The sequence below is a fragment of the Reyranella massiliensis 521 genome (assembly GCF_000312425.1).
Classification (GTDB): Bacteria; Pseudomonadota; Alphaproteobacteria; order Reyranellales; family Reyranellaceae; genus Reyranella; species Reyranella massiliensis.
On the sequence record NZ_HE997181.1, the window covers coordinates 4,909,723 to 4,930,444 of the forward strand.

Below are 20,722 nucleotides of genomic sequence, written 5' to 3' on the forward strand. Positions count from 1 at the left end.
GCGGTCAGTGCGGCGGCATCGGAATGAAGATCGGCGGAACGCCGGACATGCGCGACCTGGCCTTGATGGCTTCGTCGTCGGCGCCATGCGGTTTCAGGTAGACGTAGAAGGGCGTCCGGCGCTCGACCACGTCATTGCCCGGCTGCGCTTTCTCGCTGACCAGCAGGTCCGACTGGATGCGCACATGCATGTAGCCCGGGATCAGTTCCGCCCAGTTGGCGACGTCCGGCGTGAAGAGGACGTCGTAGGAATAGCCGTCGACCAGCTTCACGACGCCCCAGGTCACGCCCTCGGCCGGCCGTGAGGGCACCTGCAGCCAGCTCATGCCCGACTGAACATAGACCCCGACCGCGTTCAGCATGACGTAAAGCGGGCCTGCGGGACTGGTGTTCTGCAGGGAGAGGGTCATGCGGAACGACTTGCCGTCGGGCTCGTAGGCGATGCGCTTCAGCTCGACATAGAGCGACCGCATGGCGGTGTTCTCGAGCAGCAATCGCGCTTGGCGGGCTTCCTTCAGGGCGCGTGCCTGGTACCAGCCGACCCCGGCGTCGACGGCGAAGGCCGCCAGCACGACCGCGACGACACCGATCACCACTGGCGAGCGCCAGAAACCCAGCCGCCGGCCGAGCTTCACGGCGACGTTTGCCGTGGGAGCCGCGATCTTGCGCGGCGCAGCGGCCCGCAGCTCGTCAAGCAACTCGCGCGGCTGATCGCTGCCCGAGGGCTGACCCGCAGGGCGCGCCGTCTCCAGCCGGCGCTTCAACACCCGCGCCTCGGACTGGGCGGCGGCAAGCTGGCGGCGCAGGTCGGCGATCAGCGCATCCTTGTTCGCCTCTCCGGGCTTCGCAGGATTGGCCGGCCGCTTACTCATTCGACGATCTCGCCGGCGGCGATGTGGACGATCTGTTCGGCCTGCTCGGCCAGAGCGAGATTGTGCGTCACCAGGATCAGGGTCGTGCCGCGTTCACGATTGACCGCGAGCAGCTCGTCCATGATCTCGATCTCGGTCTGCTCGTCGAGGTCGGAGGTCGGCTCGTCGGCCAGGATCATCGCGGGATCGTTGATCAGCGCCCGCGCGATCACCGCACGGCGCTGCTCGCCGGCCGAGACTTCCGACGGATAGGCGTCGAGATGATCGCCCAAGCCCATCTGCCCCAGCAGGGCCGAGGCACGCGCATAGGTATCGTCGGCACGACCGCCACGATTCAGCATCGCCGGCAGAGCAACATTGTCGATCAGGCGAAGCGTCGGCAGGAGGCTCGCGAACTGGAAGACGTAGCCGATCCGGCGATTGCGGAAGGCCGCGAGTTCGTTCTCCGTCAGGTCCCAGATATCCGTGCCGTTGACCACGACACGCCCCGCCGACGGCCGGCTAAGGCCGCCGATCATCGCCATCAGCGACGACTTGCCCGAGCCGGACCGGCCGATGATTGCGGCAAAGCGACCCGCAGCGACCTGAAGGTCGATGCCGGCCACCGCCGCAACGGCGCCGCGCTCGGTCACATAGTCCTTTCGCAAGCCGAGGCAGGACAGCATGGCTCAGCCCTCGCCGCGCACGAGATCGTAGGGGTCGCTACGGCTTGCGCGCCACGCCGGATAGAGCGCGCCCAATGCGCCGATGACGCTCGCCAGGATGATCGCCGCGACGGCGACAGCGACCATCTGGGGCGTGTCGAGCCAGACGAACGGAACGCCGACATTCTCGAGATAGTAGACCAGCGACCGCTCGTAGAGCCGCATCACCAGGATGCCCAGCACGACACCCAGCGCGCCGCCGACGCCGGTCGCGATCACAGCCTCGATGACCATCATGCCGACGATCTGGGACCGTCGCGCGCCGATCGCCTTGAGAAGTCCCAGCTCGCTCCGCCGCTCCGTCACGATGGCGGAGAACAGCACGCAGACCATGAGCGCCGTGCTGGCGAACATCAGGACCATCAAAGCGAGGATGCCGTCGAGCAGCGCCGCCAGCCCCTGCCGGATGCCGCTCATGGTCGAATCGCCGGTGACGACCTTCACGCCCTTCAGGGTCGAGAGGATTGCGAAGCGCGCCTGCAAGGGCGCCGTCCCCGGCGCGAGTTCGAGGAGAAAGCCGCTCACCTTGCCCGGCTGCAGGACCGCCGGTGGCGAGCCGCTGCCATGACCGCCGCCCATGGACATTGCCAGCGCCTCGAGGGTGCCGAAGCTCATGAAGACGCCGCGCTCATGGGTGCCGACACCCGTCTTCCCCAGCCGGCCATAGACGGTGTGCGGCTTGCCGAAGATCAGGAGCTGCGAGCCCAGCGGCGCCTCGCGGCCAGCGCCCAGGATCACATCGCCCGGCTGCAGCTCCCGGTTCAACTTCTCGACCAGCCAGGGCTGGATGGTGAAGTCGAGCACGGGATCGAAGCCGATCAGGTCGGCCGACTCGTGATGGCTGCCGATGCCGGAATGCTCGACCCGCGCGATCTTCTGCGGCGCGGCGCGGCTCACGCTCGCCAACCGCGCCTTGGCGAAGAGGTCCGCGTCGAGCACGAGGTCTGTGGGCTCAACGGTCAGGAGCGCGGCGGTGATGTTGGTCAACGCTCCTTCCGGCACCACCATCATGTCGGCGCCCATGCGGCTGAAGCCGACAGCCATGCTGCGGTCGATGCTGCGCATCAGGGTCGCGCCGGTGAAGACGACTCCGCTCGCCACGGCGACCGCGGCGATCAGCAGGAAGCTGCGGGCCTTGCGACGACCGAGGTTCTGCAGCGCCAGACTGGCCAGCAGCCAGCGCAGGCCATGCCGATCAGCCGTCATTGCCACGAAGTACGATCACGTCGTCCAGGATCAAAGCGTGCACGAGCGAGTATGCTTCATATGCTCGAGCTTGGTCGGGATGATCACGCAATCGTGGTGGCCGCCGTTGCTGGGCAGGATGCCGATCAACGTGTCTGTCGAGGTATCGATGACGGCGATGCCGCTCGACTGGCGCTGGAATCCGCTGAACGGCGTCAGCACATACTTGCCATCGTAGGTGATGGCTGGCGTCTGCAGGTCGGGCCCGATGCCCTGGATTTCCTTGATGATGGTCCAGGTCTTGGTGTCGACCACCATGATGCCGCTGAAGGCCGGCGAGGGATGCAGGATGGACAGATAGAGCTTCGAGCTGTCCATCGAGAAGACCATGTGGAACGGATTGGGATACTTGCCGCGCCACAGCGGATCCTCGACATGCGCAACCTTGCGCCAGTTCCTGGGATCCGGATCCCGACAACTGAAGACCGAGCAGTTGTTCTCCCGGAGATTGTTCATCATCACCAGGAACTTGCCGTCGGGGGAGAAGCCGATCTCATGGCCCGGCGAATGGATCTTGTCGAACACGACCTGCCAGGTGTCCTTGTCGATCTGTTCGACAGGATACTGATCCTGCGAGTCCTTGTTGAACTGCAGGAAGGCCGCTGGCTCGAAGTTCTTCTCGGGATCGAGGATGCAGATGCCGCCGCAGAGGCGGACTACAGTGGCCGCCCAGCGACCCTCGGGATGCCAGATCGTGCCGTCGGCGCCGGTCAGCGTCAGCGGTGCATCGCCGGGCAACGACCCTTCTTCGACGAAGAGCTCGCCCATCGGCACCATTTCCCAGTCGATCTTGTTGCCCTTGGTGCCCTTGTAGTCGTAGAGGCCGGTGCGCTTGTCGGGATAGATCTTCTTGATCGTGAGCGTACCGCCCTTGATCCAGGCATTGCGCAGCTCGGGAACGTTGGGTGTCCAGTCGAACTTGAGCGCGGCCTTAACCTTGGAGGTGGTGCGGTCGAAACAGGCCGCGATGTCCTTCTGGCCGTCGGTCACGAAATAGGACTGCGCATCCTTCGGGTTCACCGTGACATGGACGCCGAGGCCGAGGCCAGTACTCTCGGAGACGTTCTCGATCAACTGCATCTGCGTGCCGTCGTAGCGCACGCGATAGATGTTGGTGCCCGGCGCAGGCTCGGTGATGTTGGTGGGAATGCCGTAGATCAGCGAGTTCTTGCCGCCCTGCGTGCTGTTGACGAACTCGAACCCGTGATAGGGGTCGGCGCTCGGGAAGGCGCAGAGATGGTGGCTGATCGGGCTGTAGTCGCCGTAGTTCCAGTACCAGATCGACGCCATCACCCGGTTGGAGTTGAGGTCGATCGCATAGGTGCCGCCGCCCATCTTGGTCGGCAGCAGGGCGACCCAGTTGCCGAGGCTCTGGCCGCGGACGTCGGCGCGGGTGTCGACGACTTCGCGAACGATGTTATGCCGCTGGGCTTCCGTGTAGTTGGCGCCGCCATGGCGAGCGCCGTGATCCGACACCGATCCGCCGCCCAGCATGTTGTAACCGAGCACGCCGGCCTCGGCGACAACGGCAGTACCCGCCGCGGCACCGATGATCGTGCGCCGGCTGAAGCCGCGCTTCTTCTCCGCCACCGCAGGCATCGCAGCCTTCTTCTTAGCGTCCGCTTCCTGCTTGGCGGTGAGATAGGTCTGGAATTCTTCGCGATCCTTGACGGCGACTTCCTCGCGCCGTTTCACGAACGCATCGACCGCACCCTGCCGGGCGGGAACCTTGCTCGCGTCCTCGCTGGTCATCTTGACGCCAGGGCCGCCTCGCGACGGCTGTTTGGTCTTCGATGACTTGGACTTCTTTGCCATCTGTCGACTCCCCCTGATCAACGTCCCCCGCGATACGGCGCGAAATACTAGAGACGCCTCGCGCAGATTCATATCGGAACTTGAATGCTACTCTGCACATCTCAATACGGCGGTGGACCGGCCACCCCATGCCATGCTCAACTTGACGGATGGACTACGCCGTCGTCATCAGCGCCATCGTGCTCGGACTCTCCGTGCTGGCCACGGCAGCCAAGTTCCTCGATTGGTTTCTCCATTCCGATCCCAAGACGATGGTGCGCACCGTCCGTTGGATGCTGCTGCTCTTGATCGTTATTGGCGTGCCGCTGCTTGTCATGATGCTTCTTCGCGAGCAATGGGTCGGCGCGATGCTGCTGGGCGCGGGCATGCTGATCGTCGGCACGTTTCTCAAGTGGCGCGCGATCCTTGGTCCACTGAACGCACTGTTCAGTCATTTCCGGCCAAAGCCTCGGCCCTTCGAGATGCCGCCCGTTTGGGAAGAAGAAGAAACGGCCACCGATCCGAAGGCCGTGGCGCGCGCCGCCGAGATCCTCGAAGCCTATGTCCGGCAGACAGCGCCGAATGCCTTGCCTGCCGAGATGCGTCGCCTCACGCATGTCGTGCGCGATGACGACGAAGACGAAGACAACGTCAGCAACATGACGGTGAAGGAAGCGCTGGAGGTTCTCGGGCTGCCGGACGGCGCCGTGATCGTCGACGTCCACACCGCCCATCGACGCCTCATGCGGATGGCCGATCCCGACGAAGGCGGCTCACCCTATCTCGCCGCGAAGATCGATCAGGCGCGAGATCTATTGATTGATGTTTTACGGCGGCGTTCAAAGCCCGCCGCCATCAGCTCGGCAGCCCCTAAACGGCTGCCGAAAAACTAGCACCCCCCGGAACTGGCCATCAGTCCCGAAAGCAGGCCAGATGGAAGGGGCGCTTTGCCGGCTTGCCGGTAACGTCATAGGTATGGACGTGCATCTTCATCGGGTCGGCCATCAGTCCGACCGTGCAGAAGCCCGGTTCCACCGGCTCTTGTTCAGCGCTGCCGATAACGCACGAGAAGTTGGTCTTTGCCTCTTTCTGCAGCGGTACCTTCCAGGTGATGACATACTCGTTGGTGCCTACGAGCTCGCATTTGTCGATCATGTAGCCACGCGCGATCGAGCCATCGGCCGCGATGACGCATGCGAGACGTTTCTCGAACTCAGCCATGCTAACAACCTCATCCAAAGCGTTTGTCCCCGCGCCGGAGTGTAAGGAGCTTCCTGCGGCGCGAGCAAGGCAAGCGACATCGCCGTAAGTGACTTGCTCTGGAGTTCATCATGTCCGCCTACGACCGCAACAACGTCTTCGCCAAGATCCTGCGCGGCGAGCTGCCGTGCAAGAAGGTCTACGAGGACGAGTTCGCGCTGGCCTTTCACGACATCAACCCGCTGGCGCCGGTTCATGTGCTGGTGATTCCCAAGGGCGAGTATGTCAGCCAGGCGGATTTCGGCGCGACCGCTCCCCCCGAGCTGGCGACCGGATTCTGGCGTGCCGTGTCGAAGGTGGCGCGCGATCTCGGCCTCGACACCGAAGGCTACCGCATCGTGGCCAACCACGGGCCGAACGGCGGGCAGCTCGTGTTCCATTTTCATGTTCACATTTTCGGCGGCCGGCAGATGAGCCACGCCATGCGAAGCATGCCGAAGGCGGATAGCCAGGGATGATCCGACGCCGCGCGGTGCTGGCGGCGGGCCTATGCGCGCCTGTCGCCGCACACGCCCAGAACCGCCGGAAGCCGCCGGGATTCTACGAAGGCGGACGGATCAAGGAACGGGCGGTGCAGTTCGCAAGCGGTGACGTGTCGCTCTCCGGCACGCTGCTGCTGCCGCTGATCAGCGAACTGCAATATGTGCCGGGCGTCGTGCTGGTCGCCGGCAGCGGCCCGACCGACCGCAACGGCAACAACGCGCTGGTGCTGGAGCGCATCGATCTTCTGAAGGAGGTCGCCGAGCTGCTGGCGCGTCATGGCATCGCCTCGCTGCGCTACGACAAGCGCGGCATCGGGCAATCGACGCTAAGACCACGCAATTCGCTGGCGGCCGAGGAAGCCTTCTTCGCCTGGGACAATTTCGTGGCCGATGTCGAGGCCGCTCACACCGAACTGTTGCGGCACAACGAGATCAAGCCTTACGCAACGGCGCTGCTGGGACACAGCGAAGGCGGGTTGCTGGCGCTGGCTGCCGCCAGGTCATTGGGCAAAAGGGTGCATGCGCTGGTGCTGGCGGCAACGCCCGGCCGCAAGCTCGACGAGATCGTGCGCGCACAGGTAGAGCGCAATGCGCCGGCCATGCGCGGACCCGTGGACAGCGCCATTGCCGCCATCCTGGCCAAGGGGCGCGTGCCGGCCGGCCTGCCGCGCGAGCTTGATCTCCTGTTTCCGCCCTACGCCGGCCCGTTCCTGCAGAAGCTTCTCTCCTTCGATCCTGCCGCGGTGCTGGCGGCAATCCCGACGGCCTGCCTGCTCCTGCAGGGGGGAGCGGACCGGCAGGTCGTGCCCATGGGCGATGTCCAGCCGCTGATCGATGCGTTGCGCACGCGCGGCGCGCCGGGCGAAGCCATCGTCCTCCCGCAGGTCAGTCATAATCTCAAGCTCGTCACCACCCCCGGCGATCCGGGCCTTGCGGGTCCGCTGGCGCCGGCCGCGGCAGACGCGCTCGTGAAGTGGCTGGCGCCGGCGCTAGGCGCTTGATCGCGTGGCGCGGCGGCCCGATCATCGCGGCGAAGACGGAGGAAGAATTATGAGCGTGACGGTGCGTCCGGTGACCTCGGCGGTCGGGGCGGAGATTCTCGGAGTCGATCTCAGGGAGCTCAGCGACCAGGATTTCAAGGCCATCGAGCAGGCCTGGTACGCCCACTCGATGATCCTGCTGCGCGACCAGCAGCTCAGCGACGACGACCTGCTGGCCTTCAGCCGCCGCTTCGGGGAACTCGATCCGCCGCCCAACCAGGAGCGCGGCCGAATCAGCCCGCCCGGCTATCCCGACATCTACGTCGTCTCGAATGTGCTCGACAAGAAGGGTGAGCCGATTGGTGCCCTCGGCGCCGGCGAAGCGGTCTGGCACACCGACATGAGCTATCTCGACACGCCACCCGACGCCTCGATGCTCTTCTCGCTCGAGATTCCGCCGAGCGGAGGCAACACTTGGTTCTGCGGCATGCAGGCAGCCTGCGACGCCCTGCCGGCCGATCTCAGGAAGAAGATCGAGGGTCGCCGCATCAAGCATGACGGCACCTACAATTCCGGCGGCTACCTGCGCAAAGGCGTGACGCCGACCGACGATCCGATGGCGGCACCGGGCGCCTGGCATCCGGCGATCCTGCGCCACCCGGCCAACGGTCGCGCCACGCTCTATCTCGGCCGCCGGCGAAACTCTTATGTCGAGGGCTATGCCCGCGAGGAGTCAGACACCGTTCTCGAAGCGCTGTGGGCGCATGTCACGCAGCCACAGTTCGTCTACGAGCATCACTGGAAGCTGGGCGATCTCGTGATGTGGGACAATCGCTCCACCATGCACCGCCGCGATCCGTTCGACGGCGAGGCAAGGCGCGTCATGCATCGCACCCAGATCAAGGGGACGACCAGGCCGATCGCTTTTGCGGCTTGAGCCAGCAGAAGCAGAGGACATACGGTCGCGAAAACACGATCAAACGCATGAGAGGCCGCGACATTGCGCGGCACCAGGCGCGAACTCGACAACAAGGGAACCGGCGTGCCGATCGATCCTTGATGACGTCACTGATCGCGTAAGGTCGTCAGCGGCGTGGCGGATTGCCCAGGGCGTCCACTTCGCCGACGACCCAGCCCATGACGCGAACACCCTCGACTTGCCGGGGTACCCCGGTAAGCTGCTGCCGGCTCTTCACGCCGACCACGATCGCGGGGCGACCGATTTCATCCTCGCCCTCGCCAACCATCACGACGCCGTCGCCTTTCATCAGCTGGTCGTGATTGCGCGCGAGAACGTCCGTGACGGAACCCTCCGCGGATTGTTCCGCAGGCTCCTTACGCCGGGCATCGTCACGTTGGAGGGCCTCCGGATCCGGGAGTGCGAATTCCTGCTTTGGCGATTGGGCCATGTTCCAGCCTCCCATGAGGTGGGTGGGGACAATCGTCCCCACCCAGCACAGAGCACTAAGTATAGAGGCGAATATCAAGGGCACTCAGAACCCTCGTAATACGATTCGCAAAAGTAGTGCCCCCGCCGCCTGCGTAAAGCAAGCCCACTGCACCCAGCCCGGTCGCCCAATGCCACACGAGAGACCCTGAATCGCCGCCGGCGCTGAAATCGCCGGAGGTTCCACGTATCGCGATCTGGTCCCTGAAATGGCCGACGCGACCGCCGCCATAGTTCACGTTCACCGAAACATTGATCGCCGTTACGCGACCCGATTTCAGTTGCGTCGTGCGACCTGTCTTTCCGACCAGCATGCCGACAGTCGGCGCGACAGGTGTAGCTCCCGCCCTGAAGTAACGGAGAGTTCCACCCGAGAGGTAGACGAGTTCGCGTCGAACGCGGTCAGGCCAAGCCCAGCCTGTCGCGGCGTCCACATAGTTTATGCCTCCGCTGAAATTGATGGGCACAAACCTTTCGAGGATCGCGATCTGATCCTGCGGACACTTGCCGCCGTCGAAGGGTCCCGGCTGGCAGATGCAGTCGCCAAGACTTGCAACGTTGCTGTTGGCAAGGACGTGGTTGTTGCTCAACACCATCAGTCGGCTCGTGCGGGGAGCATGAAGGCCGACGGATAGACAGCCCAATGTGCCCGCCGTGATCAGTCGGTGGCCGACGGAAACGCCGCCAGGTGCAGGGCGGGCCCTGAAGCGGTGACTGAGCGCATCGACTACTCCGACAGGCACTTGCACAATCGGCACCTCGGAGAGCGCGCGGGTTCCGGCAACCGCGCTTATCTCGCTCATTACCTGACTGTTTTCCTGTCGTTCGATGGTGAAGACGACAAGGCTCATCTCGCCGGGAGGCGGCATCTCTTCACCACCAGGCGCGTCCGGATCGCCATAGCCGAAGCCCACGCCAACGATGTTGTTGCCTTCGACCTCCTGGACGGATGCGGCGGCGGCCATCGCCCTTGCGTCACCGGCGAGCTTTTTCTCGATCTCGCCCTTCAAGGAGACGATGTCGTCGTCCACCTCTGCTTCGATCGCAGCGGCTTCGTGGTCCACGACAGCAGCACCCAGTTCATCTCCGGATGGCGCTTCAAACGTTTCATCACCTTCGCCGCCCTGCTCTTCGGGGCCAGCGTCGCTTCCAGGGTTTCCGAACTCATCGTCGGAAGAAGAACGAGAAGAGCCTGATCGTGGCGTGGGTTTGCTCGGCTTAGCCATTGTATCCCTCCTGTGTGTGAACAAGGCAGAAGAAACAAAAGCGACGCGAAAAACTCCTTCCCGCGTGACGAGTATCACGCAGGCACCAGAACTCCGTTCATTGACTGGGATTTAGAGGGGCGTAGATCTCATGAGGTGGCTGAAACCTCCTTCCCAAAACGAATTTGGTAGGTCGCGCAGATCCAGCACGACGCGCTCACGTATCACAACCATGAGGTGTGGGGCAATATTCTATGTTCGTGATCGAGCCCATATCGCATGAAACTCACGATCAATTCGATGTGATGCGCAGATGCATACTATCGAACGATTACAATCGAACACGATCGATCCGACGAGTTTGCGCACGGCAATTTTGGTCAGGACCTGACAACTGTTTTCGTACGCTGTCCTTAAAAGAAAGCTTGCGGAAGAAGTGCGCATGCACGGCATTCAGCAGTGCAACTACATGGAATAGAAATACCGAAAGGGTGACTGACCTCGTTCATGCAACTTATGGGCATGGTTACGCTGCCAGCGCTGCGCGTGGTTGCGGGCGGCGGTAACTCAGCGCCTCGGCGATGTGCAGGCGGCGCACGGCATTGGAGCCGTCGAGGTCGGCCAGGGTGCGCGCGACCTTGAGAGTGCGATGCCAGGCACGAGCGGAAAGACCGAGGCGTTCTGCGGCGCGGCTGAGCAGTGCGCGCCCCTCGGCATCGGGTTCGGCAATGGTTGCCAAAAGCGCCCCATCTGTGTCGGCGTTGCAGCGCGGCTTGGACCAGTTGCGCGCCCGCTCGCTGAACAGGCCCGCGGCGAGGTCGGCTTCGACGGCAACCAGCTTGCCCTTGCGATCGAGTTCGACAAGGCGGTCGCGCTGCACGACGCGCGCGGCGGCCACGCGGGCAGCGATATCGACCGAACTTTCGGCTGGCGGCGGCAAGGCAAGGTCCGCAGCAGCGACGGCCGGAACGTCGATCGCGAGATCGATGCGATCGAGCAGCGGCCCCGAAAGCTTGCCCTGGTAGTCGGCGCCGCAACGCGGAGACCGGCCGCAGGCCCGCGACGGCTCCATCAAGTGGCCGCAGCGGCAGGGGTTCATCGCCGCCACGAGCTGGAAGCGCGCCGGATAGGTCACGTGGGCAGCGGCGCGCGCCACCGTCACGCGGCCGGTTTCGAGCGGCTGGCGCAGCGCCTCCAGAGTGGCACGGCTGAACTCCGGCAGCTCGTCGAGGAACAGGACGCCATGATGCGCGAGCGAGACTTCGCCGGGCTTGGCGTAGCGCCCACCGCCGACCAGTGCCTGCAGGGTCGCCGAATGGTGCGGATCGCGAAAAGTGCGACGGCGACTGAGCCGGCCTTCACCGAGATCGCCGGCCAGGGAACGCACCATCGAGGCTTCCAGCGCTTCCTCTGGTTCCAGCGGCGGCAACAGCCCGGGCAGGCGCGCTGCCAGCATCGATTTGCCCGAACCGGGCGGGCCGATCATCAGCAGATTGTGGCCACCGGCGGCCGCCACTTCGAGCACACGCTTGGCGCTCTCCTGTCCCTTGATCTCGGCAAGGTCGGGATACAGGGCTCGATCGTCGGCCATCAGCGCCTCGGGCGGCGACAAAGCCTGCTTGCCGCGCAGATGGTTGATCAGGGCGAGCAGCGAAGGCGCGGCGATGATCGGCGGCTGGTCGGTACTATCAGTGTCGAGGCCCTCCCTGAGTCCGCCTCCCCCGCCGCTCCACGCCGCTTCTCCCCCACACACGGCGGGGCAGATCACGCCGCGCCCCGCCGCCCGAGCGGCAATCGCAGCCGGCAGTACGCCGGGCACCCGGCTCAAGGTCCCGTCGAGTGCCAGTTCGCCCAGCACGACATAGTCGGCGAGACTGCCCGCTTCGATCACACCCATGGCGGCCAGCAGGCCCAGCGCAATGGGCAGATCGTAGTGGCTGCCCTCCTTGGCGAGATCGGCCGGCGAGAGATTGACGGTGACCCTCTGGGGCGGCAGCACCAGACCCATCGCCCGCAAGGTGGCGCGCACGCGCTCACGGCTTTCGCCCACCGCCTTGTCGGCCAGCCCCACCATGGCGAAGGCGACATTTCCGGGCGCAATCAGCACCTGGACATCGACCGGCAGGACATCGACGCCCTGGAAAGCCACCGTTCGCACTTTCGCCTGCATGTATTGCTCCCAACGCCTCGCCGGGAACAATTAAAGAACGAATACAATATAAGTAAAGCACGCTACAGTTGTATTCCGTTTGACAGACGGGAGATCAGCTCTGCGTTTGTGCACGCCGAGCCTTCACAGCGCCGCGTGATAAAGTCCGCGCCGCATTGTGGGAGACATTTGTGACAGCAGCCAAGATCAACGATCTCAACTTCACGCCGCCGGCCGCGGTGACCGAGCTTGCCGCCAAGGTGAAAGCCTTCGTGAAGGAGAAGGTCGTGCCCTATGAGACGGACCCACGCTGGGGCGCGCACGGGCCGAGCGACGAACTCCGCATCGAGCTGAACGACTTGGCGCGCGCCGCCGGCGTCTTCGCCCCGCATGTGCCCAAGGAATATGGCGGCGTCGGCCTCGGCCAGGTCGGCCGCGCCTATGTCTTCGAGGCGGCGGGCTACTCGATCCTGGGACCGACGGCGATCCACTGCGCCTCCCCCGACGAGGGCAACATCCACCTGCTCGACGTCGTCGCCCGCCCCGACCAGCGCGAGCACTTCCTGAAGCCGCTGGCGACCGGCAAGCTGCGCTCCTGCTTCTGCATGACCGAACCGGGCGGCGGCGCCGGCTCCGATCCCAGCCTGATGAAGACCACGGCGCGGCTCGACGGCAACGAATGGGTGATCAACGGCCGCAAGTGGCTGATCACGGGTGCAGGCGGTGCCGGCTTCGCCATCGTCATGGCCAAGATCGAGGGCGGCGAGCATGACGGCAAGGCAACCATGTTCCTGGTCGACATGCCCAACCCCGCCATCAAGCACGCGCGCACGCTCGACACGATGGATTCGAGTTTCACCGGCGGCCATGCGGTGATCGACTTCGACAATCTCCGTCTGCCGGCCGATGCCGTGCTGGGCGAGATCGGCAAGGGTTTCCGCTACGCCCAGGTGCGGCTGGCGCCGGCGCGGCTCAGCCACTGCATGCGCTGGCTGGGCTCGGCGGGACGCGCCCAGGAGATCGCGACCGAGTACGCGCGCCACCGCATGGCATTCGGCAAGAGGCTCGGCGAACACCAAGGCGTGTCCTTCATGCTGGCCGACAACATGATGGACATCCACATGGCGCGGCTCGCCATCTGGCACACCGCCTGGCTGCTCGATCAGGGTGAGCGCGCCTCCAACGAAAGCTCGCTCTCCAAAGTCGTCTGCTCGGAGGCGATCGCCCGCGTGGCCGACCGCTGCGTGCAGATCCTGGGCGGCATGGGCATCACGCGCGACACGGTGGTCGAACGCATCTTCCGCGACACCCGCGCCTTCCGCATCTACGACGGTCCGTCGGAAGTCCACCGCGCCGTGCTGGGCGAGCGGATCGTCAAGGGAGCGCTCTGATCCCCGCACTCACTGGTGCAGATGGCAGGCGACCGCGCGGCCGCCTTCCATCTCGCGCATCGGCGGATCGACGGTCTTGCAAACATCCATCGCCTGCGGGCAGCGCGTATGGAAACGACAGCCCGGCGGCGGACGCATCGCCGACGGCACCTCCCCGGTGATGATCTGCTGCGGGCGGCCCGCCTCGATTTCCGGATCGGGGATCGGAATCGCGGCCAGCAGCGCCTGCGTATAGGGATGTAGCGGCCGGGCATAGAGCTCCGCACGCGAGGCGATCTCGACGATGCGGCCGAGATACATCACCGCGATGCGATGGCTGATGTGGCGCACCACGGCGAGGTCGTGGGCGATGAAGACGTAGGTGAGACCCAGCCGCTCCTGGAGCTCCTGAAACAGGTTCACGACCTGCGCCTGGATCGACACGTCCAGCGCCGATACCGGCTCGTCGCAGAGAATCAGCGACGGCTCCAGGGCGAGCGCGCGGGCGATGCCGATGCGCTGGCGCTGTCCGCCCGAGAATTCGTGCGGGTAGCGGTCGGCCATGTCGGGCAGCAGCCCCACCATGTCGAGCAGCTTCGCGACCTTCTCGCGATAGGCGGCGCGACCGCCGGGAAGCCCATGGACCTCGAACGGCTCGCTCACGATGTCAGAGACCGTCATGCGCGGATTCAGCGACCCGAACGGGTCCTGGTAGACCATCTGCATGCGCCGCCGGATCGGCCGCATGCGGGCGCGGTCGTGCCCGGTAATGTCCTCGCCCTCGAAGACGACCTGGCCCGAGGTGATGTCGAGCATCTTGAGGACAGCCAGGCCAGTCGTGCTCTTGCCGCAGCCGGACTCGCCCACCAGCCCCAACGTCTCGCCGCGGCGCACCGTGAAGGAAACGCCATCGACGGCCTTCACGCTGCCGACCTGCTTGCGCATCACGGCGCCGGCCATGACCGGGAAATGGACCTTGAGGTCGCGGACCTCGAGCACGGTCTCGGAGGAGGCGTCAGGCGCTGAGCTGGGCATGGAAATGACAGGCTGAAAGATGTTCGGGGGTCGTCTGGACGAGCGGCGGGCGTTCGCGGCGGCAGATGTCGGCGGCGCGCTGGCAGCGCGGCGCAAAGGCGCAACCGGGCGGCAGATTGGCCAGGTTAGGCGGCTGGCCCTCGATCGGCACCAGGCGCTGGCCCGCTTCCTGGTCGAGACGCGGGATCGAGGCCATCAGGCCGATCGTGTAGGGATGGCGCGGCCGCGCATAGATCTCGCGCGCCGGCCCTGCCTCGACGATGCGGCCGCCATACATGACGCAGACGCGATCAGCGTAGCGCGCGACGACACCGAGATCGTGAGTGATCAGGATCAGAGCCGAGTTGGCCGCCCGTGTCACTTCCTTGAGCAGCGCCAGGATCTGCGCCTGCACCGTGACATCGAGCGCCGTCGTCGGCTCGTCGGCGATGATGAGCTGCGGCTGGCAGGCCAGCGCCATGGCGATCATGGCGCGCTGGCGCATGCCGCCGGAGAACTGGTGCGGATAGGACTTCACGCGGCTCTTGGCATCGGGCAGGCGGACGCGGGCCAGCAGCTCGGCCGCCTTGTCCATCGCGGCCGCCCACGGCGTCTTGCGATGCAGGTTGATCGGCTCGGCGATCTGCAGGCCGACCGTGAGCGAGGGATTCAAGGAGCTCATCGGCTCCTGGAAGATCATGGCGATGCGATTGCCGCGGATCGCCCGGATCTCGCTCTCGTCGACCTTGAGCAGGTCCTGGCCGTCGAACACGACCTCGCCCGACGTGATGCGTCCCGGCGGCTGAGGGATCAGCCGCAGGATCGACATCGCCGTGATGCTCTTGCCGGATCCCGATTCGCCCACGATGGCCAGGGTCTCGCCGGCCGCCAGGTCGAAGGACACGTCGTCGACCGCCTTGACCGTTCCGCGCTCGGTGCGGAACTCGGTCGACAGGTTCTTGACGCTCAACAAAGGCGTCCCCATCAGGCACGCCTCCCTGTGCGATACACCATACTCAGTGACCCAACTTCTTCTTGAGTTCCTGGTCGATCCAGATGCGGGCATAGATCGGGCCCGGCCGGATCGAGCCCACGCTCATCTCGCCGCCATAGTTCTTCACCCAGGGCCACCACGCTGCATAGACATAGGGCGTGGGCAGCCAGAGGTAGGGCGCAGCGTCCATGATCTCGACGGTCATTTCGCGCAGCAGCTGCTTGCGCTTGGTCTCGTCGCGAGTCCTGTAGACCTCGTCCATCTTGGCGTCGAACTTGGGGTCCGCATACATTGACGGGTTCCAGGTCTGGCCGCTGACGAAGCTCTTGCGGATCGAGGTCGTCGGGTTGGTGTGGCTGCTGTTCATCAGATAGCCCGCCTCGTGCTTGCGCGTCGTCATCGCCGACAGGAACGCGCCGTACTCGGTGGGCTTCAGCTCGACCTTGATGCCGACCTGCTCGAGATAGGCGGCGATCAGCGGCGCCAGCTCGGAGTGATCGGGCGAGCAGGAGCAGAACTGCATCTTGAAGGTGAAGCCGTTGGGATAGCCCGCCTCCTTCAGCAGCTCCTTCGCCTTCTTCGGATTGTAGGTGTAGAGCTCCTTAACCGAGGCCGGCATCTTGTCGAGCGAATCGTAGTAGCCTTCCCAGTCGGGATACATCGGATAGGCATGCATCTCGGCCTCGCCGGTGTAGTGGGCCTCGATGATCTCTTTCTTGTTGACCGCCATGTTGATGGCGCGCCGTACGCGCACGTCGTCGAACGGTTTGGTGTCGGTTCTGAAGGCCATGAAGGAGCCCAGGATCGACAGGCGCTTGGCGAACTGGAGCTGCGGCGCACTCTTCTTCAGCTCGGGAACATAACGGGCGTTGATCGTCTCCAGCAGGTCGAGCTTGGCGGTGCGGATGGCCGCGAGCTGCGTCGCCTCGTCCTTGATGGTGCGATAGATCAGCTTGTCGACGAACGGCAGCTTGTATTCCTGGCCCCCGAGCTTCTCCTTGTCCCAGTAGATCGGGTTCTTGGTGTAGGTGTTGGAGTTGCCGGCGACGAAGTCGGTCAGCATGAACGGTCCGGTGCCGTTCACGTTCTTCCAGTTGTTCGGCCCGGCATCGACCACCTCCTTGGGCGTGATCGTGGTGTAGAAGCCCCAGGCGAGCCGGTAGTCCCACTCGGCGTTGTATTCCTTGAAGTTGAACACGACGGTGTACTTGTCGCGCGCCACGACGGAGCCGACGAAGTCGTAGTAGCCACCGATATGCTTGGGGCTCGAGCGCAGCCGGTTGAAGGCGTAGGCCACGTCTTCGGCGGTAAGCTCGCGCGACGGCATCACGCCCGGCTTTTCCGGGAACATGATGCCCTTGCGCAGGGTGAAGACGACGGAGAGCGGGTTCTCGACCAGCTCCCACTTCTCGGCCAGCTCGCCGCGTTGAGCCTCGGTCGCGAGATAGGCGTCGGCGACGAAGGGATGCTTGCCGCCCTTGCGGACACTCTTGTCGAGATCGCCGGCGATGAGCTGTTCGTAGAACTGGCCGGTGTCGTGGTTCAGTTTCCAGTTCCAGTCGTGCGGGTCCCACGAGAGAGCCGACAGGGTCACGAACATCGTGCCGACTTCGAGGGTGCCGCCATATTGCGGCTTGGCCCCGTCCTGAGCCTGCACTCCGCCGACGCAAAGCAACGCTGCTGCCGCGCCGCCCAGCAGCGCCCGTCTGAAGGTCGTCATACGCGTCCTCCTCTCATGGTCCGCCCGCCGCCGCGGCCGGTTGTTAGTACCCCATCTTCTTCTTGAGCTCCTGATCCAGCCACATGCGGGCATAGATCGGCCCGGGACGCACCGCACCGGAGCGCAGCTCGCCAGCGTAGTTCCTCACCCACGGCCACCATGCCGTATAGATGTAGGGCGTCGGCAGCCAGATGTAGGGGGCGAGATCGAGGATCTCGATCGTCATCTCGCGCAGCATCTTGATGCGCGTGGCCTCGTCCTTGGTGCGATAGACCTCATCCATCTTGGCATCGTACTTCGGATCGGACCAGCCCGACGGGTTCCACTGCTGGCCGGTCGTGAAGCTCTTGCGGATGGTCGTCGTCGGATTGGTGTGACCGTTGTTCATCATGTAGCCGACCGACAGCGTGCGCGAGGTCATGGCGCTCAGGAATGCGCCGTACTCCATTGGCTGGATTTCCATCTTAACGCCGACCTGCTCGAGATAGGCGGCAACCAACGGCAGCAGGTCCATATGGTCGGCACTGCACGAACAGACCTGGGTCTTGAAGGTGAAGCCCTTGGCATAGCCCGCCTCGGCCAACAGCTTCTTGGCCTTGGCCGGGTCGTACTTGAACAGTTCCTGCACCGAGGCCGGCATCTCCTTCAGCGGCTGGAAATAACCGACATAGTCGGGATGCATCGGATAGGCGAAGAGCTCGGCATTGCCGTTGTAGTAGGCCTTGACGATCTCGTCCTTGTTCACCGCCATGTTGAGGGCGCGCCGGACTCGCACGTCCTTGAGCGGGCTGTCGACGTCGACACGGAAAGCGAGGAACGTGCCGCTCATGTTGAGCCAACGGTTCCACTTGAGCTGCGGTGCACTCTTCTTCAGCGATTCGACGTTCTGCCAGCGGATCGACTCGAGGATGTCGAGCTTGCCGGTGCGCAGCGCGGTGATGAACGTCGCCTCGTCCTTGATCGTGCGGTATGTGATCTTGTCGATGAACGGCAGCTTGTAGTCCTGGCCGCCGATCTTGTCCTTGTCCCAATAGCCTTCGTTCTTGCTATAGACGTTGGAATTGCCCGAGACGAAGTCGGTCAGCATGTACGGCCCGGTACCGTTCACGTTCTTCCAATTGCTGGCGCCGGCCTCGACGACCTCCTTGGGATAGATGCCCGAGAAATAGCCGTAACCGAAGCGGTAGTCCCATTCGGCAAAGTAGTCCTTGAACTCGAAGACGACCGTGTGCTTGTCCGGCGCATGGGCCTTGGCGATGTGGTCGAAGTAGCCCTTGATCTTGCGCGGGCTCTCGTCGAGGCGGGTGTAGGCGAAGAGTACGTCGTCAGCCACGAACTCGCGGCTCTTCATGACGCCGGGCTTGTCCGGCCACATGATGCCTTTGCGCAGCTTGATCTCGATCCGGAGCGGGTTTTCCTTCCACTCCCAGCTCTCCGCCAGCTCACCGCGTATCGCGTCGGACGGCAGCCAGGCATCGGCGATGAACGGATGCTTGCCACCCGCCTTCACGCTCTTGCTGAGGTCGGCAGCGAACAGCTGCTCGTAGACGAGGCCGGTGTCGTGGTTGTGCTTCCAGTTGAAATCCTGGGCGTCCCACGACAGCGCCGACAAGGTCACGTAGACGGTGCCGATCTCGACGCTGCCGCCGTACTTCGGCTTCTCGTCATTGGCGAGGGCGCCACCCGCCGCGGCCAACGCCATCGCACCGCCGAACAGCGCGCTCCCGAGTATCTTCATCGCTTCCTCCCTGAGATAGCGTGGGCGGTCAGTGGCCCATCTTCTTCTTGAGTTCTTCGTCGATCCAGATACGCGCATAGATCGGGCCGGGGCGAACGGCACCTACGCGCAGCTCACCGCCGTAGTTCTTCACCCACGGCCACCATGCCGAATAGATGTAAGGGATCGGCATCCAGACATAGGGAGCCGCTTCTAGAATCTCGACCGTCAGCTCACGCAGCATCTTGATGCGCGCGGCCTCGTCCTTCGTCCGGAAGACCTCTTCCATCTTCGCGTCGTATTTGGGGTTGCTGTAGCCTGCCGGATTCCACAGCTCTCCCGTTATGAAGCTCTTGTGGATGGTGCGCGTCGGATTGACGTGGCCGGAATTCATGAAATAGGCCGGCGCATGGGTGCGCGAACTCATGGCACTCAGGAACGCGCCATATTCCATCGGCTGGATCTCGAGCTTGACGCCGACCTGCTCGAGATAGGCGGCAACTAACGGCAGCAGGTCCATATGGTCGGGATTGCACGAGCAGACCTGGACCTTGGTGGTGAAGCCCTTCGGATAGCCCGCCTCCGCCAGCAGCTTTTTCGCCTTGGCCGGATCGTACTTGAACAGCTCCTGCACCGAGGCCGGCATCTCCTTCAGCGGCTGGAAGTAGGGACCGTAGTCGGGATGCTGCGGATAGGCGAAGAGCTCGGCATTGCCGTTGTAGTAGGCCTTGACGATCTCGTCCTTGTTCACCGCCATGTTGAGAGCCCGGCGGACCCGCACGTCCTTGAAAGGTCCGTCGACGTCCATGCGCATCGCCATGAACGTGCCGCTCATGTTGAGCCAACGGTTCCACTTGAGCTGCGGTGCGCTCTTTTTCAGCGATTCGACGTTCTGCCAACGGATCGACTCGAGGATGTCGAGCTTGGCGGTGCGCAGCGCGGTGATGTACGTCGCCTCGTCCTTGATCGTGCGGTAGGTGATCTTGTCGACGAACGGCAGCTTGTAGTCCTGACCGCTGATCTTCTCGGTGCCCCAGTAGATCGGGTTCTTCGTGTAGGTGCTGGAATTGCCCGAGACGTAGTCAGTGAGCTGGAAGGGCCCGGTCCCGACCGCATTCTTCCAGTTGGTCGCGCCGGCGTCGACCATCTCCTTGGCGTAGATCGGCGAGTAGTAGCCCCAGCCGAATCGGTAGTCCCATTCGGCGTGGAAGTGCTTCATGTAGAAAACGACCGTGTGCGGGTCGGGCGTCTCGACCTTCTCGACGTGATTGAAGTAGCCCTTCTGCTGCTTGGGGCTGCTGATCAGACGATTGAAGCTGTAGGCCACGTCCCCCGAAGTGAGTTCGCGGCTCTTCATCACGCCTGCCTTCTCGGGGAACATGACACCCTTGCGCAGCTTGATCTCGACGCGCAGCGGATTGTCCTTCCACTCCCAGCTTTCGGCCAGTTCGCCTCTGATCGCGTCCTGCGGCAGGTATCCGTCCGCCACGAAGGAATGCGGGCCGCCGCGGCTGCGGGCTTTCGACAGATCGCCCTGGAAGAGCTGCTCGAGGTACTGGCCGGTGTCGTGGTTCAGCTTCCAGTTCCAGTCGTTCGGATCGAACGACAGCGCCGACAGAGTCACGTAGACAGTGCCGATTTCAAGCGCTCCGCCATATTGCGGCTTCTGGCCGTTCTCGGCATGCGCCGCGCCACCTGCGATGGTCATTCCCGCCAGCACCATCGCGCCTGCCATAAGTGCGCCTTTCAGTGTCTTCATTCTCATTCTTC

General features: G+C 64.0%; 18 protein-coding genes. 5 read left to right on the top strand and 13 right to left on the bottom strand.

The genetic code is table 11. The features are described 5' to 3' along the window. Positions 1-4: 4 nt before the first annotated feature. The 4 genes from BN60_RS23990 to BN60_RS24005 are packed head-to-tail and all read right to left on the bottom strand — an operon-like array spanning position 5 to position 4,635. Entirely contained in the window at positions 5-871 is an 867-nt protein-coding gene (locus BN60_RS23990; protein ID WP_020698717.1) for a hypothetical protein, read from the bottom strand. Further along, positions 868-1,536: an ABC transporter ATP-binding protein gene (locus tag BN60_RS23995; protein ID WP_020698718.1), complete on the bottom strand. Its 669-nt coding sequence runs from the start codon at positions 1,534-1,536 to the stop codon at positions 868-870. Before BN60_RS23995 ends, BN60_RS23990 begins: the two co-directional genes overlap by 4 nt. A 3-nt stretch (positions 1,537-1,539) precedes the next feature. Then, entirely contained in the window at positions 1,540-2,781 is a 1,242-nt protein-coding gene (locus BN60_RS24000; RefSeq protein WP_020698719.1) for an ABC transporter permease, read from the bottom strand. 30 nt (positions 2,782-2,811) lie between these two features. Further along, the gene (locus BN60_RS24005) at positions 2,812-4,635 is read right to left on the bottom strand and encodes a YncE family protein (protein ID WP_020698720.1); all 1,824 of its coding nucleotides are present in this window, start codon (positions 4,633-4,635) and stop codon (positions 2,812-2,814) included. Positions 4,636-4,784: 149 nt separating this feature from the next. On the opposite strand from BN60_RS24005, the gene BN60_RS24010 reads away from it, so the two are divergent. Then, positions 4,785-5,507, top strand: coding sequence for a J domain-containing protein (locus BN60_RS24010; protein ID WP_020698721.1), 723 nt, complete (start codon positions 4,785-4,787; stop codon positions 5,505-5,507). 19 nt (positions 5,508-5,526) lie between these two features. Here BN60_RS24010 and BN60_RS24015 read toward each other — a convergent pair whose 3' ends face one another. Then, positions 5,527-5,835 (bottom strand): hypothetical protein, encoded by a 309-nt coding sequence (locus BN60_RS24015; protein WP_020698722.1) that lies wholly within the window; start codon positions 5,833-5,835, stop codon positions 5,527-5,529. 110 nt (positions 5,836-5,945) lie between these two features. On the opposite strand from BN60_RS24015, the gene BN60_RS24020 reads away from it, so the two are divergent. Genes BN60_RS24020 through BN60_RS24030 form a run of 3 tightly spaced genes read left to right on the top strand, consistent with a single transcriptional unit; the run spans position 5,946 to position 8,273 of the window. Beyond that, positions 5,946-6,332 carry a histidine triad nucleotide-binding protein gene (locus BN60_RS24020; protein WP_020698723.1) on the top strand — a complete coding sequence of 129 codons (387 nt, stop codon included), beginning with the start codon at positions 5,946-5,948 and terminating at the stop codon, positions 6,330-6,332. After that, a complete protein-coding gene (locus BN60_RS24025) occupies positions 6,329-7,357 on the top strand; it encodes an alpha/beta hydrolase family protein (RefSeq protein WP_020698724.1) in 1,029 nt (342 codons plus the stop codon). The genes BN60_RS24020 and BN60_RS24025 overlap by 4 nt, the downstream gene beginning before the upstream one ends. A 49-nt stretch (positions 7,358-7,406) precedes the next feature. Next, complete coding sequence (locus tag BN60_RS24030) at positions 7,407-8,273, top strand: TauD/TfdA dioxygenase family protein (RefSeq protein ID WP_020698725.1); 867 nt, start codon at positions 7,407-7,409, stop codon at positions 8,271-8,273. 148 nt (positions 8,274-8,421) lie between these two features. Here the strand turns inward: BN60_RS24030 and BN60_RS24035 are convergent, their stop codons facing one another. The 3 genes from BN60_RS24035 to BN60_RS24045 form a co-directional block, all read right to left on the bottom strand. Continuing rightward, positions 8,422-8,745, bottom strand: coding sequence for a hypothetical protein (locus BN60_RS24035; protein WP_020698726.1), 324 nt, complete (start codon positions 8,743-8,745; stop codon positions 8,422-8,424). Between the two features lie 55 nt (positions 8,746-8,800). Then, positions 8,801-10,009, bottom strand: a complete 1,209-nt coding sequence (locus tag BN60_RS24040; protein ID WP_051150182.1) for a chymotrypsin family serine protease — start codon at positions 10,007-10,009, stop codon at positions 8,801-8,803. Positions 10,010-10,514: 505 nt separating this feature from the next. Further along, a complete protein-coding gene (locus tag BN60_RS24045) occupies positions 10,515-12,158 on the bottom strand; it encodes a YifB family Mg chelatase-like AAA ATPase (RefSeq protein ID WP_020698728.1) in 1,644 nt (547 codons plus the stop codon). Positions 12,159-12,328: 170 nt separating this feature from the next. Between BN60_RS24045 and BN60_RS24050 the strand changes: the two genes are divergently transcribed. Further along, entirely contained in the window at positions 12,329-13,528 is a 1,200-nt protein-coding gene (locus BN60_RS24050) for an acyl-CoA dehydrogenase family protein (protein WP_020698729.1), read from the top strand. Between the two features lie 9 nt (positions 13,529-13,537). Here BN60_RS24050 and BN60_RS24055 read toward each other — a convergent pair whose 3' ends face one another. The 5 genes from BN60_RS24055 to BN60_RS24075 are packed head-to-tail and all read right to left on the bottom strand — an operon-like array spanning position 13,538 to position 20,717. After that, entirely contained in the window at positions 13,538-14,542 is a 1,005-nt protein-coding gene (locus tag BN60_RS24055) for an ABC transporter ATP-binding protein (protein WP_043284302.1), read from the bottom strand. Continuing rightward, a complete protein-coding gene (locus BN60_RS24060) occupies positions 14,523-15,506 on the bottom strand; it encodes an ABC transporter ATP-binding protein (RefSeq protein WP_020698731.1) in 984 nt (327 codons plus the stop codon). Before BN60_RS24060 ends, BN60_RS24055 begins: the two co-directional genes overlap by 20 nt. 31 nt (positions 15,507-15,537) lie before the next feature. Next, positions 15,538-17,235 carry an ABC transporter substrate-binding protein gene (locus tag BN60_RS24065; RefSeq protein WP_020698732.1) on the bottom strand — a complete coding sequence of 566 codons (1,698 nt, stop codon included), beginning with the start codon at positions 17,233-17,235 and terminating at the stop codon, positions 15,538-15,540. Positions 17,236-17,278: 43 nt separating this feature from the next. Continuing rightward, a complete protein-coding gene (locus BN60_RS24070; protein WP_020698733.1) occupies positions 17,279-18,973 on the bottom strand; it encodes an ABC transporter substrate-binding protein in 1,695 nt (564 codons plus the stop codon). A gap of 28 nt (positions 18,974-19,001) precedes the next feature. After that, positions 19,002-20,717: an ABC transporter substrate-binding protein gene (locus BN60_RS24075; RefSeq protein WP_202949836.1), complete on the bottom strand. Its 1,716-nt coding sequence runs from the start codon at positions 20,715-20,717 to the stop codon at positions 19,002-19,004. Positions 20,718-20,722 lie beyond the last annotated feature (5 nt).

Excerpts from the sequence above, each read along its gene's own strand:
- BN60_RS24075 (WP_202949836.1), bottom strand. The coding sequence starts at position 20,717 with ATGAGAATGAAGACACTGAAAGGCGCACTTATGGCAGGCGCGATGGTG.
- BN60_RS24025 (WP_020698724.1), top strand. The coding sequence starts at position 6,329 with ATGATCCGACGCCGCGCGGTGCTGGCGGCGGGCCTATGCGCGCCTGTC.
- BN60_RS24040 (WP_051150182.1), bottom strand. The coding sequence starts at position 10,009 with ATGGCTAAGCCGAGCAAACCCACGCCACGATCAGGCTCTTCTCGTTCT.
- BN60_RS24015 (WP_020698722.1), bottom strand. The coding sequence starts at position 5,835 with ATGGCTGAGTTCGAGAAACGTCTCGCATGCGTCATCGCGGCCGATGGC.
- BN60_RS24060 (WP_020698731.1), bottom strand. The coding sequence starts at position 15,506 with ATGGGGACGCCTTTGTTGAGCGTCAAGAACCTGTCGACCGAGTTCCGC.
- BN60_RS24010 (WP_020698721.1), top strand. The coding sequence starts at position 4,785 with ATGGACTACGCCGTCGTCATCAGCGCCATCGTGCTCGGACTCTCCGTG.
- BN60_RS24045 (WP_020698728.1), bottom strand. The coding sequence starts at position 12,158 with ATGCAGGCGAAAGTGCGAACGGTGGCTTTCCAGGGCGTCGATGTCCTG.
- BN60_RS24035 (WP_020698726.1), bottom strand. The coding sequence starts at position 8,745 with ATGGCCCAATCGCCAAAGCAGGAATTCGCACTCCCGGATCCGGAGGCC.
- BN60_RS24005 (WP_020698720.1), bottom strand. The coding sequence starts at position 4,635 with ATGGCAAAGAAGTCCAAGTCATCGAAGACCAAACAGCCGTCGCGAGGC.
- BN60_RS23990 (WP_020698717.1), bottom strand. The coding sequence starts at position 871 with ATGAGTAAGCGGCCGGCCAATCCTGCGAAGCCCGGAGAGGCGAACAAG.
- BN60_RS24055 (WP_043284302.1), bottom strand. The coding sequence starts at position 14,542 with ATGCCCAGCTCAGCGCCTGACGCCTCCTCCGAGACCGTGCTCGAGGTC.
- BN60_RS24065 (WP_020698732.1), bottom strand. The coding sequence starts at position 17,235 with ATGACGACCTTCAGACGGGCGCTGCTGGGCGGCGCGGCAGCAGCGTTG.
- BN60_RS24000 (WP_020698719.1), bottom strand. The coding sequence starts at position 2,781 with ATGACGGCTGATCGGCATGGCCTGCGCTGGCTGCTGGCCAGTCTGGCG.
- BN60_RS24030 (WP_020698725.1), top strand. The coding sequence starts at position 7,407 with ATGAGCGTGACGGTGCGTCCGGTGACCTCGGCGGTCGGGGCGGAGATT.
- BN60_RS23995 (WP_020698718.1), bottom strand. The coding sequence starts at position 1,536 with ATGCTGTCCTGCCTCGGCTTGCGAAAGGACTATGTGACCGAGCGCGGC.
- BN60_RS24070 (WP_020698733.1), bottom strand. The coding sequence starts at position 18,973 with ATGAAGATACTCGGGAGCGCGCTGTTCGGCGGTGCGATGGCGTTGGCC.
- BN60_RS24020 (WP_020698723.1), top strand. The coding sequence starts at position 5,946 with ATGTCCGCCTACGACCGCAACAACGTCTTCGCCAAGATCCTGCGCGGC.